General features: G+C 33.9%; 10 protein-coding genes. All 10 read right to left on the bottom strand.

The annotated features are described in order from the left end of the window. Positions 1–5: 5 nt before the first annotated feature. Positions 6–1,052: an ABC transporter permease gene (locus tag JOC75_RS05915; RefSeq protein ID WP_204953133.1), complete on the bottom strand. Its 1,047-nt coding sequence runs from the start codon at positions 1,050–1,052 to the stop codon at positions 6–8. After that, positions 1,049–2,578, bottom strand: coding sequence for an ABC transporter ATP-binding protein (locus tag JOC75_RS05920; protein WP_204953134.1), 1,530 nt, complete (start codon positions 2,576–2,578; stop codon positions 1,049–1,051). The genes JOC75_RS05915 and JOC75_RS05920 overlap by 4 nt, the downstream gene beginning before the upstream one ends. A 252-nt stretch (positions 2,579–2,830) precedes the next feature. Beyond that, complete coding sequence (locus JOC75_RS05925; protein WP_204953135.1) at positions 2,831–3,907, bottom strand: BMP family lipoprotein; 1,077 nt, start codon at positions 3,905–3,907, stop codon at positions 2,831–2,833. A 241-nt stretch (positions 3,908–4,148) separates the two neighbouring features. Next, complete coding sequence (locus JOC75_RS05930; RefSeq protein WP_204953136.1) at positions 4,149–4,874, bottom strand: GntR family transcriptional regulator; 726 nt, start codon at positions 4,872–4,874, stop codon at positions 4,149–4,151. Positions 4,875–5,399: 525 nt separating this feature from the next. Then, positions 5,400–7,775 (bottom strand): DNA translocase FtsK, encoded by a 2,376-nt coding sequence (locus JOC75_RS05935; RefSeq protein WP_204953137.1) that lies wholly within the window; start codon positions 7,773–7,775, stop codon positions 5,400–5,402. Positions 7,776–7,865: 90 nt separating this feature from the next. Continuing rightward, complete coding sequence (locus JOC75_RS05940; protein WP_204953138.1) at positions 7,866–8,114, bottom strand: YlzJ-like family protein; 249 nt, start codon at positions 8,112–8,114, stop codon at positions 7,866–7,868. Next, positions 8,111–8,848 (bottom strand): ClpP family protease, encoded by a 738-nt coding sequence (locus tag JOC75_RS05945; RefSeq protein WP_338036550.1) that lies wholly within the window; start codon positions 8,846–8,848, stop codon positions 8,111–8,113. The genes JOC75_RS05940 and JOC75_RS05945 overlap by 4 nt, the downstream gene beginning before the upstream one ends. A 287-nt stretch (positions 8,849–9,135) precedes the next feature. Beyond that, the gene (locus JOC75_RS05950; protein ID WP_204953139.1) at positions 9,136–10,797 is read right to left on the bottom strand and encodes a ribonuclease J; all 1,662 of its coding nucleotides are present in this window, start codon (positions 10,795–10,797) and stop codon (positions 9,136–9,138) included. 315 nt (positions 10,798–11,112) lie between these two features. Continuing rightward, positions 11,113–11,991 (bottom strand): 4-hydroxy-tetrahydrodipicolinate synthase, encoded by an 879-nt coding sequence (gene dapA / locus JOC75_RS05955; RefSeq protein ID WP_204953140.1) that lies wholly within the window; start codon positions 11,989–11,991, stop codon positions 11,113–11,115. A 91-nt stretch (positions 11,992–12,082) separates the two neighbouring features. Beyond that, positions 12,083–13,297, bottom strand: a complete 1,215-nt coding sequence (gene dapG / locus JOC75_RS05960) for an aspartate kinase (RefSeq protein ID WP_204953141.1) — start codon at positions 13,295–13,297, stop codon at positions 12,083–12,085. Between the last annotated feature and the right edge of the window lie 29 nt (positions 13,298–13,326).

Raw genomic sequence — 13,326 nt, forward strand, 5'->3', positions numbered from 1 at the left:
CTCACTTATTTCCCCTCCTTTTTAAAACGAAGTAAAATCCAGCGGATAAAATAGCTAGAAGCTACAAAGAAGATAATAAGCGCAATAATAATCTCAACAAGCTCATTTGGAACACCAGCCTCAGAAGGCATATTTAATGCTCCTACCTTTAAACCTCCAAATAAAGCTGCTGCTAAAATAATTCCAATAGCTGCATTTCCTCCAATTAAAGCTACTGCTATTCCATCAAATCCTATACCAGTAAACCCGCCTTTTACTGAAACATATTCAAAAGTACCTAAACCTTCCATGGCACCTGCTACACCAGCGAAGGCTCCAGATATAACCATAGATAGAATAATATTACGATTAACGTTCATACCTGAGTAATGAGCTGCATCATGATTAAACCCTACTGCTCGAAGTTCATACCCTTTTGTTGTTCTTTCAAGTAAAAACCACATAATAAACGCAGCAATTAGGGCAATAAAAATACCATAATGCATACGAGAATAATCAGTCATATTTTCAAAAAACTCAGATCTTAATGATGCAGTTGGGAAAATTTTATCTGATTTATCAGCATTATCTGTCATAACATTACGTATTAAAGCATTTGTAACATGCAATGCAATATAGTTCATCATAATCGTGACAATAACTTCATGCACCTTAAATTTAGCCTTTAAAAATCCAGGAATAAATCCCCAGAACGCACCAGCTAGACCAGCAGCTAAAATAGCTAATGGAATATGAATGATTGCAGGTAATTCAAATGCAACCCCGACCCATACAGCGGCTAACCACCCAACTATTACTTGTCCTTCTACACCAATATTAAAAAGACCTGTACGAAAAGCAAATGCAACAGCTAAACCTGTTAAAATATAAGGTGTTAATTGTCTAATTGTTTCACCTATATAATACGATTCCCCAAAGATCCCATACCATAATGCACTATATCCTGCTATAGGATTATAGCCACTTACAAGCATGATAATTGCACCAAATAATAATCCTAAAAATACAGCAATAACTGGAATTAATAAGTTCATATAACGATTTAGATTCATGATAGCTTACCTTCTTTCTGACGTTTACTACCAGCCATTAAAAGGCCTAGCTCTTGTTCAGTTGTTTCTTTAGGATCTACTATATCTATTATTTCACCTTCATAAATAACAGCAACACGGTCACTAACATTCAGAATCTCATCAAGTTCAAAGGAGATAAGAAGAACCGCTTTTCCATTATCACGTTGTTCAATAAGACGACTATGAATAAATTCAATTGCCCCAACATCTAATCCTCGAGTAGGCTGAGCAGCTATTAAAAGATCTGGATTACGATCAACTTCTCGCCCGATAATTGCTTTTTGCTGATTACCACCAGACAATGCTCTTGCTAATGTAGATGTACTTGGTGTTCTTACATCAAACTCTTTAATAAGTTGTTTAGCTTTCTCATAAATGTTTTTATAATTTAAAACACTTCTTTTAGAAAATGGTTGATGATAATATGTCTGTAGAACCATATTTTCACCTATCGGAAAGTCAAGAACAAGGCCGTGTTTATGTCGATCCTGTGGAATATGTCCAACACCCTTTTCTGTTATTTTACGAGGGTGCATATTTTCTATTTTCTTATCATTTAATTTAATTGTGCCTGAATCGACTTTTCTTAATCCTGTAATCGCTTCAATTAGTTCTGTTTGTCCATTACCATCAACACCAGCAATTCCAACAATTTCACCTGCTCGTACTGACAAATTTAATGATTTCACTTTAAATACTTGACGATTATCCTTTACGTTAAGGTTCTCAATCGTTAGAACATCTTGTTTTGGTTTTGCTGCTGTTTTTTCTGTAGTAAAAGAAACTTCTCTTCCCACCATTAAAGACGCAAGTTCGTTTGGATTTGTCTCTGCTACATTAACTGTACCTATTCCTTCTCCCTTTCGGATAACAGTTACACGATCACAGACTTCCATTATTTCTTTTAACTTATGTGTAATTAAAATAATTGATTTACCTTCGTTAATCAGTGTTTTAAATATTTGAATTAATTCCTTTATTTCTTGAGGTGTTAACACCGCAGTTGGTTCATCAAAAATTAAAATTTCAGCACCACGGTACAGGGTTTTTAAAATTTCGACCCTTTGTTGCATTCCAACAGAAATATCAGCTATTTTTGCTGTAGGATCTACTGACAGACCATAACGCTCTGAAATCTCTTTTACTTGTTTTTCTGCATCTTTTAAATTAATTGAACTACCCTTTTTTGGTTCGTTACCTAAAATAATATTTTCTGTTACAGTAAATGTGTTAACAAGCATAAAATGCTGATGAACCATTCCAATACCTAGATCATTAGCAATATTGGGATTGGTAATATCAACTTTCTTTCCTTTTACTTTGATTTCACCTTTTTCAGGTTGATAAAGTCCAAAGAGTACGTTCATTAATGTTGATTTACCTGCTCCATTTTCTCCTAATAGAGCATGAATTTCTCCTTTTTTCACCTGTAACGTTATATTGTCATTTGCTACTATGCCAGGAAATTCCTTACGAATATTTAGCATTTCAATTACATAGTCCAAACATGCTCACTCCTTTATCCTGAACAACATTAAACATTAATTTTTTTTGCTTATACCTTGTATAAAAATCAGCAAATTCAAAGCTTTCATCATATATTTACTATTAAATACTTAGATAAAAGATTTGAATTTAACGATTTTCAGGAATAAGGGCTGACATATTTAGTCCACTCTCTCTAACAATTTGTTATTACCTCTTTTGCTAGAGAGAGCTGAGACTTCACAATGTAGTCAGCCCATTTCCATTTACTCTTATTTCGTAGGTACTTCAATTTCACCATTAAGAATTTTTTCTTCGTATTCTTTAACTTTAGCTTTAATTTCATCATTTAGATGCTGATCACTCGGAGCGATACCAATAGCACCTTCTTCGATTCCATACTCAATAACTTCGCCACCTGGGAATTCATCAGCTGCAGCTTTTTCAGCTAAATCTTGAACAGCAACGTCAACACGTTTTACCATGGATGTTAAAGTAATATTAAATTCTTCTCCATCTTTTGTTTTACCATTACCTTCTTCGTGTTGGTCTTTATCAACACCAATTACCCATAGTTCACGAGTTGGATCTTCGACTTTCAAATCAATTGCTTCTGAAAATACTCCATTACCAGTTCCACCTGCTGCATGATAAATAATATCTGCGCCTAAACCGTACATGCTTGAAGCAATTTGCTTACCTTTTGCCGCATCACCAAATGAACCAGCATACTGAATTTCAACTTTTGCATCAGGATTTACGGCTTTAACACCTTCAACAAAACCAACTTCGAATTTCTTAATTAAGTCACCTTCAACTCCACCAACAAATCCAACTTTATTTGTTTTTGTTGTTAAACCAGCAACAACACCTGCTAAGAAAGAACCTTGATGCTCTTTAAATGTAATACTAGCTACATTAGGCTGTTCTACAACACTATCAACGATAGCAAATTTTGTATCTTTTTGTTGTTGAGCAATTTCATCTACAGCGGGTTGAAGTAAATATCCAATACCATAGATAAGATCAAAATTCTTACGAGCTAACGTATTTAAGTTAGTTGCATAATCTGCATCACTTTGAGATTGTAGATAGTCATATCCATCAGTCCCTTTTTCAAGACCATTAGCTTCACCATATGCAGTTAAGCCTTCCCATGCGGATTGGTTGAATGATTTATCATCAACTCCACCTATATCTGTTACCATTGCAACTGAGAAGTTATCTTTTGTTTCACCAGCACCTTCTCCGCCACCAGCTTCTTCCTTCTGATCTCCACCACCACAACCTGCTAAAAGAGTACCAGCAGCTAGTAATAATGATAATGCTAATCCATGTTTTTTCTTCATCTTTTTAATGCCCCCTCAATAATTTAAGTATAAGTATTACATTTTACTAAAAAATGATAGTCTATACGAGAACAACCACCTCCTTGAAGTTATGTAATACTAATTTATATTAGATAACTTTAGGTAAAAAAGCAGAAATATTGGAGATTTTCTCACAATGTTTTATATTTTTTCACAAAAAGCTCTGAATAACACAGTAATTTTAATAGTTTATAAAAAGCTCATCCCTTTTATTCTTAACCTATATTCTCTTTCTTACTACATGGAAACTAAAGTTATCAGCTCTAAAGTAATTTAAAGAGTATAAAATAGGTCGATCTTCATCATCGAAATGCATCTGTTTTAGCAATAATAATGATGTTTCAGGGTCACATTCTAAAATAGGAGAAATTTTATCATGGTATCCTATCGGTTCAATATGTGTCACTGCGTAGCTTATATAAATACCGGCTTTTTCTTCGAGAACCTTTAGTAACGATTCTTGTTCATGTTCAAATGTAGCTGGAAGCAGGTCAGTAGGTATTTTATCAAGACAATAAACTACTGGTTCAGCGTTAGCAGTCCTAACTCTTTCTAATAAAAAGATATCCTCTTCCTTTTTACACTTAAATCTTTTAACATCATCGTCTGTTGCACCTATGATTGATGATGAAAGAAAAACGGTTCCAGGAATTGAGTTAGCTTGTTCAATCATACCTGTAACACTATTTAATTGTTCGATACCAGAAGTAAAACGTGGTTTCGCATTCACAAAAGTTCCGACCCCATGTCTTCTTATGATAACGTTTTCTTCTTCTAATGTACGAAGTGCTTCTCTTAAAGTAGCTCTACTTACACCTAAACTTTTTGAAAGCTCAAATTCAGAGGGTAATTTCTCTTTTTCTTTGTATGTACCGTTTTCTATATCCTCTTTTATCTTATCAATCACTTGCAGGTACAAGTGCCGATTATCAGATTTTATGGTCATTCATCCACCCCCACTTTATCCGCTAACTATAAGAGATCAGACATCTGATGTTATACACCTTTCTCTAATCGAAATTACTATAACACGTTTTATGCTAGAAATAAATAGAAACTCGTCAAATTTGTCGAAAGAAGAGAAATAAAATGTTTAAGTTTGATTCTATTGTTAAAAAGCTTTAATACCATTCTTTAGCATTATCCAATTCTCTCCATATATTTCATCTAATATTTTACTCTTAATGTCGTAATTTGTCGATTTTAAAATAAATTTAAAATATTAAGATAATTACACCTATCAAAGTCAATCGATAAAAAAATTGCTTTATAAACAAATTTAACCTATTCCAAAGTGATTGTTTTAAAATAGCAATTTTACTATTTCTGCTTTTGGATTTTGCTTTTCTATTTTAGAAAACATATCATAAAAAAAAGTGATGGTTATAGTTTAACCATCACTTCCATATTTTCTCCTAATTCACATGTGGAATTTTACTATTTAGAGTTTGCCTTCTTTTGTTATTGCTTATTAAGAAGTAAGTTCTTCATGTTTTTCCTTTGATATTAGGACGTCACGTGGTTTACTTCCCTCATAGGGACCTACCACACCTCTTTCTTCCATTGCGTCTATTAATCTAGCTGCTCTTGTATATCCAACTCGAAATCTACGTTGAAGCATTGATACAGAAGCGGTTTGCATATCCACAACAAGTTGTACAGCATCATCATATAAATCATCTGTTACCTCAGTTTTCGTCTCGACAACCTCTGTTGGGATCATTTCCTCCTGATATTGAGCTTTTTGTTGAGCAATAACAAAATCTACTGCTTGTTCAACCTCTTCATCTGATAAAAATGCTCCTTGTACCCTAACAGGCTTTGATGCTCCAACAGGTAGAAATAACATATCACCTCTACCAAGTAGCTTCTCAGCTCCACCCATATCAAGAATTGTTCTTGAATCTGTTTGTGATGATACACTAAACGCAATACGAGAAGGAATGTTCGCCTTAATGACACCTGTAATAACGTCTACTGAAGGACGCTGTGTTGCTATTATCAAATGAATACCAGCGGCACGGGCCATTTGAGATAATCTTGTTATCGAATCTTCCACATCTGAAGAAGCAACCATCATTAGATCTGCAAGCTCGTCCACAATTACTACGATATAAGGAAGTTCCGGCTGCTTTGCTAATTCCTCTTGATTATTTCTTCTAATTATCTCATTATAACCTTCAATATTACGTGTTCCAGTATGTGAAAATAATTCATATCTTCTTTCCATCTCATTAATCACTTTTTTTAGTGCCTGTGATGCTTTCTTAGGATCAGTTACTACAGGTGCTAAAAGATGAGGAATACCATTATAAACATTCAATTCAACCATTTTAGGATCTATCATCATTAGCTTCACTTCATGTGGCTTAGCTCTCATTAAAATACTTGTAATGATTCCATTAATACAAACACTTTTACCACTTCCAGTAGCACCAGCTACTAACAAATGAGGCATTTTATTTAATTCAGCCAAAACAGCATCACCTGAAATATCTCGACCTAGTCCAATTAAAAGTTTTGCGTCAGGTCGGTCATTAGATTTGGATTCTAATACTTCTCTTAAAGAAACCATCGCTACTTCAGAATTAGGAACTTCAATTCCTACTGCTGATTTACCTGGAATAGGTGCCTCAATTCTTATATCCTTTGCAGCTAAAGCTAAAGCTAAGTCATCACTTAAATTGACAATTTTACTTACCTTTACACCTACATCAGGATATACTTCATATTTTGTTACAGCAGGACCTAAATGAACTTGTGTAACTTTTGCTTTTACTCCGAAACTTTGAAATGTTTTTTCTAATTTTCTCGCATTTTCATAGATATTTTTTTTATCTGCCGCTTGAGAATTATGTTTTGGTGCTTTTAATATTTCTATTGATGGCAGTTCATAATCTTTATTTTCTACCTCAACAAATGCCATCGGCTGGAGTACTTCCTGATTTAGATCTTGAGTTTCTTCTGCCACCACTTTTTGTGTGTCTGAAGCATTACTATGAGCTTTATAATCATTATTTGTATCCATTGTATGAATAATCATTTCCTGAGCAGGTTTTTCGGGCTCTGAACTATCAGAGAAGCTTGAAATAATTGGTTGCAGTTCATCTTCTTCAATATCATGTTCCATTTCATTTTCTTTCTTTTCTTTTTGTTCAGCTCTTTTCTGTTTTTGTTCTATTCGTTTTTTCTCCCATGTTTCGGGGAGTCCCTTCATATCTTCGATAAATCCTAGTGTTTGATTTTTAATAAATTTCCCTATAGGTTGAAGTATTTTGGTAAGTGTACCTTGTAAAGAACGGCCAGTAATTAATATAATTCCTATTACTATTAAAACAACAGCAATAATTCTCGATCCTGCCTCAGCAAATAAATAATATGAAGCTGCAAATAATATTGCTCCAAGCATACCACCGCCTAAATCAACCGAACTAGCTTCCCCTCTTACATCCATCCAAAATAGCTCAAGGGTATTTGAAAGGACACTCGGAGAAACAAATGTTCCATTGTGAGAAAGCATTTTAAAAAGGGTTACATGGCTTAATAATAAAAGTGATGCAGTTATACAGAATATACCTGCCATTTGTCTTGAAAATAAAGGAGGTATTTGCCTTTTCCAAATTAAATATAGTGAGAATAATACAATACCAACTAAAAAGAGCATATACCATTCACCACTAAAAAAACGAAATAGATGGACAAAGGCTGTACCAACAAAACCTAATTTTGATATTGCTATAAGAGCTATTGCTAAAATAATTAAGCCAGAAAGCTCAAATTTTAATATACGTTTCCAATCTTCCTTCGGTTTTCGTTGTTTTCTCTGTTTCCCTTTTCTTTTTGTCATTTATATCACCTATGTATAGTAATCTGTTTTCTATTTTTTAAAATTATTTGTTGCAAGAAAGAAAGCAGCCATAATGGCTGCCTACCTCTTTTAATTCATTATACCATAATTCCCTTGATTGGTAGAAATGGACATCGTAACTTTTTGTCCAGGACATATTGCAGAGTCTAAATAGTGATTAGGATCACTGCTTAAAATTCGGACAATTTCAAATTGAGAATTTGTCGTTTCTTGCACAAGTAGTTGTACTCCATTCACTTCAACAATCGATTGTTTTTTATATTCTTCTTCTAATGTTGGAAACATGTGTTCAGTTGGTACCATTGTGTAAAAGATCATTGTAGCATCGTGTCCTCATCTTTAGATTTTTCTAACAAACTATTCAGCTTTTGTATAGCTTGTCCTACACCACCGACTTCATTGATTAAACCATATTCAACTGCATCCTTACCAACCACATTTGTTCCAATATCACGTGTAAGATTCCCTTTTGAAAGCATTAGTTCTTTAAATTTCTCGTCAGTAATATTTGAATGCTTAGTAACAAAATTAATAACTCTTTCCTGCATTTTATCAAGATATTCAAACGTTTGAGGAACACCAATAACAAGTCCTGTTAATCTTACAGGATGAATTGTCATTGTAGCTGTTTCAGCAATAAATGAATGGTCACATGATACAGCAATTGGTACACCAATTGAATGACCTCCACCTAGAACAATTGAAACAGTTGGCTTTGATAAAGATGCAAGCATTTCAGCAATGGCTAGCCCAGCTTCAACATCTCCACCAACAGTATTTAGAATAACTAACAAACCCTCAATATTAGGATTTTGCTCAATAGCAACAATTTGCGGAATAACATGTTCGTATTTAGTTGTTTTATTTTGTGGTGGTAGCTGTATATGTCCTTCTATTTGACCTACAATTGTTAAACAATGAATTTTAGAATCACTGCCCATTTGCGGCACATTTGTTTGACCTAACTGTTGAATTTTTTCAACTATTGAGCTTTCCTTACCTTCTTGTTTTTCAGTGCCTTCACCCTGTATGTAACGATCATTATTTTCCACGTAAGCCACCCTTTCATAATCATTCTGTTTCTTAGTATTTACAAGGGTGGCTATTTCATGCAAATGAAAACTCAGAATAGATAAATGCATTAAATAGAGGATTAATGTTGATTTCATGCTGAGAGAAATTGCCTTTTTAAAAAATACTGATAGTTGAGCAATTTCATTCGTAGGAAAAAACGAATGCATGTAAAAAAAGCAACAGCAAAATTTACTAGAGCATAAAATAAAAAGACTAACTCAATATAAATATTGTGAGTTAGCCTACTGTTTGTCCAAATAAACCCTTACACTTCCATAATAATTGGAAGAATCATTGGTCTTCTTTTTGTTTTCTCGTATAGGAACTGATTTAAAGATTCTCTTATATTTAACTTAATCTGTGACCACTCAATAGCTTGTTCACGCATACTTCTTTCCACAACATCAGAAACAACTTTTGTTGCATTTGCAATAAGCTCTTCTGATTCACGGACATAAACAAAGCCTCTTGTAATAATTTCTGGACCAGAGTTTATTTTCTTACGTTGTTTATCAAGTGTAACAACAACGATCAAAATCCCATCTTGAGATAATAATCGTCGATCTCGTAACACAATGTTTCCTATATCACCAACTCCAAGACCGTCAATTAAAACATTACCAGACGGTACCTTGCCACCTGTATAAACATGGTTACCCTTAAACTCAATAACTTCACCTTTATCAACTAAAAAGATATTTTTATCTTCCAATCCAATTTGTTTTGCTAATTTTGCATGTGCTTTCTGCATTTTGAATTCACCATGTATTGGAATAAAATATTTAGGTTTTGTTAAATTAAGCATTATTTTTAATTCTTCCTGATGTCCATGTCCAGATACATGAACTTGCTTCTCACCAAATACAACATTTGCTCCAGCTCTAAATAGTAAGTCAATTGTTCTTGAGAAAACTAACTCATGTCCAGGCATAGGTGTAGCAGCTATTAGAACTGTGTCTCCACTTCGAACATTAACTTGCTTATGAGTTTGTTTCGCCATTCTTGATATAACTGCTAGTGGCTCGCCTTTGTTACTAGTTGTTAAAATAGCTATTTCTTTTTGTGAATGCTTGTCTATATCATTTATAGAGATAAATAATTCATCCTCAACATCTATATATCCTAAGTTGATTGCCAAGTTTAAAATATTTCTCATATTTTTACCAACGACAGCTAATTTTCTGTTATTCTTAACAGCGGCATTAATAACTTGTTGAATTCTATGCAAATTCGAACCGAAAACAGCAACAATCACTCTTCCTTCTGCATTATACATAACATCAGAGATTTCCTCACCAACAAGTGCTTCTGAGCCAGAATAGCCAGGTTTCTCTGCATTTATACTATCTGATAGTAAACACAGTACACCTTCTTCACCTATTCTAGCAATTTTACCAATATCCATATAATTATCACCAACTGGAGTTTGGTCAAATTTAAAATCACCAGTATGAACGATTGCACCCATTGATGTAAAAAAACTAATTCCGACTGAATCAGGAATACTATGATTTGTTTTGAAAAAGGTTACTTTTGTGCTTGAGAATGATAAAACAGTTTCATTATTTATTTCCTTAACTAAAACAGATTGACTCATACGATTTTCTTTTAATTTCTCACCGACTAATGCTAATGTTAACTTAGTACCGTAAATAGGTACATGGATATGATGTAGTAAATTAAAAATACCACCAATACTTTCATCATGTCCATGAGTAAGGAATATACCTTTTACTCGATCTTTATTTTCTTTAAGATACGTGATGTCTGGTATGACCATATCAATACCAAGCATTTCATCTCCTGGATACATTAATCCCGAATCTACAACAAAAATATCTGAATTAATTTCCACAACAAACATATTTTTTCCGACTTCACCAACACCGCCTAAAGCGATTAATTTAATTTTTTCTGTCTTTTCCATGATTTAATAAATCCTCCCCGCTGAAGTACCCGTTCACCGTCACTTAGAGATATTATAACTGATGAAAGAAATGGAATACAAGGAAATTTTCACCGTATAATTTTTTTACTAATTCTCTTATTAATAGTTTGTTACAAATTAACCTATTTATCTGTTAGAAACTGTGAATGTAATGCTAAGGTTACAGCAGCTACAGCCTTCTACTAAAAATTTGAAATAAAACAAAAATAGAGCAACACTTACTACATATCACTAGTTATCCGGAGTCATGAATAACTTGATATCTTGTAAGTGTTGCTCATAGTTTATAAAACCTTATCTTAAATTGTGATCGATTATTTCCATTAGTTCTATACGTTCAACACTTGTTAATGGTAATAATGGTAAACGAACAGATCCTACATCTAATCCTTTAACTTGTAGTGCCGTTTTCACTGGGCCAGGATTAGGAACAGCAAATAATTGCTTCATGATTGGTAGAAGTGTCCGGTGCAGCTTTGAAGCACCAGCGTGATCTCCGTTCTCAAAAGATGAGATCATTTCTTGCATTTCTTTACCAATTATATGAGATGCTACAGAAACGACACCAGTTCCACCTATAGATAGGATAGGAATTGTTAATCCGTCATCTCCAGAATATAAGAGAAAATCATCACTAGTTTTAGCAATGATTTCTGCCATTGCATCAAGATTGCCGCTAGCTTCTTTAATTGCTTTAACATTAGGAAGTTTTGCAAGACGAACAATTGTATCAACAGACATATTTACAACACTACGTCCAGGTATGTTATACAACATAATTGGCAGTTTTGTTGATTCTGCAATTGCTTTAAAATGTTGATACATTCCTTCTTGACTAGGTTTATTATAATATGGTGTTACAAGCATTATAGCATCTACGCCTGCTTCTTCTGCTTGTTTAGTCAATTTTATTGAAGCTGCAGTGTTATTACTTCCTGTTCCTGCAATTACAGGGATTCTCCCATTTACTTCTTTTACTGTATGTTTAATTAATGCGATTTTTTCTTCTGTACTTAATGTAGGTGATTCACCTGTTGTTCCTGCTACTACTAACGATTCCGTACCATGGTTAATTAGATAATCAATTAAAGTAGATGTTTTCTGAAAATCAATATTCCCGTTTTTATCGAAGGGAGTTACCATAGCTGTAGAAAGTTTACCAAAATGACACATTACCCTCACTCCTTTTGTTGCAATCTAACTAATTAAAGCTTATGAAAAGCTTTATTTATATTTATAAAACCAATAAAGAAACTGGTCTATTCTATTTTGATAGATTAAACGCCTCATGTAAAGCATTAACTGATTTTATCATATCTTCTTCTTTTACAAGTACCCAAATTGTTGTATGGCTATCAGCTGATTGAAGAATTTGTATTCCTCTCTCGGATAATGCAGTAACTATTTTTGCTGTAACACCTGGTACACCCATTATTCCTGCGCCTACTGTAGATACTTTTGCACAATGTCTGTTTACAATAGGGTCATAACCTAGGTCCTGTAAAATGTTGACGGCATGATCTGTCTCTTTATCTATCACAGTATAGATAACCGCTTTTGGCGTTATATTAAAGAAATCTACACTAATTCCTTCATTTGCCATCGCTTTAAAAACTTCTGTCTGTACATCATAGTGTCCTTCTTTTGCTTGAACTTTTATTTGGGTAACATTTGATACATGAGCGATACCGGTAATAAGTCGTTCACATACATCACTACCTTTATTAGCAGAAGAATTAGATGTGACAAGAGTTCCTTCTGATTTTGAATAAGTTGATCTTACACGAATAGGCACTTCTGCTTGCATAGCAATTTCAACTGCTCGAGGGTGGATAACCTTTGCACCTTGATAAGCAAGATTAACTATTTCAGTATATGTTACTTTTGAAAGAGGTTTTGCATTCTCCACAATCCTTGGATCTGCTGTCATCACACCTTCAACATCTGTAAAAATGTCAACAAACTCTGCCCCTAATGCTGCTCCTAATGCTGCTGCTGAAGTGTCACTTCCACCTCTACCAATTGTAGTTGTATCTCCATTGATAGAAGCTCCTTGGAATCCAGCTACTACCACAACATCGTGGGATGAGAGGGTTTCTACCAATCGCTCACAATTCATTTCAAGGATTTTTGCATTCGTGTGTTCTTCATTAGTAATAAAACCAGCTTGAGCTCCTGTTAACGAAGTTGCATTAATGTTCTGTTGATTTAACAAACTTGAAAAAACAATAGAGGAAATGACCTCTCCACATGACAAAAGCATATCTTGTTCACGATTCGATATATTTTCAATGCCACCGTATAGAAGATCATTTAATGTATCAGTTGCATACGGATCTCCTTTACGTCCCATTGCTGAAACTACGACAACTACTTTAAATCCTTCACCAAGTGCTTCTTGAATATGATAAAGTGCCATCTGACGACTATCATCATCCCTTACAGAAGTACCACCAAATTTTTGAACTATAATTTTCAAATTAAAACACCTCTACTATAGACGTGAGA

It is taken from the genome of Metabacillus crassostreae (genome assembly GCF_016908395.1).
Classification (GTDB): Bacteria; Bacillota; Bacilli; order Bacillales; family Bacillaceae; genus Metabacillus; species Metabacillus crassostreae.

Bases quoted from the DNA above. Each gene is read 5' to 3' on its own strand.
- JOC75_RS05915 (WP_204953133.1), bottom strand. From the start codon at position 1,052: ATGAATCTAAATCGTTATATGAACTTATTAATTCCAGTTATTGCTGTA.
- JOC75_RS05925 (WP_204953135.1), bottom strand. From the start codon at position 3,907: ATGAAGAAAAAACATGGATTAGCATTATCATTATTACTAGCTGCTGGT.
- JOC75_RS05930 (WP_204953136.1), bottom strand. From the start codon at position 4,874: ATGACCATAAAATCTGATAATCGGCACTTGTACCTGCAAGTGATTGAT.
- JOC75_RS05935 (WP_204953137.1), bottom strand. From the start codon at position 7,775: ATGACAAAAAGAAAAGGGAAACAGAGAAAACAACGAAAACCGAAGGAA.
- JOC75_RS05940 (WP_204953138.1), bottom strand. From the start codon at position 8,114: ATGATCTTTTACACAATGGTACCAACTGAACACATGTTTCCAACATTA.
- JOC75_RS05950 (WP_204953139.1), bottom strand. From the start codon at position 10,797: ATGGAAAAGACAGAAAAAATTAAATTAATCGCTTTAGGCGGTGTTGGT.
- dapA (WP_204953140.1), bottom strand. From the start codon at position 11,991: ATGTGTCATTTTGGTAAACTTTCTACAGCTATGGTAACTCCCTTCGAT.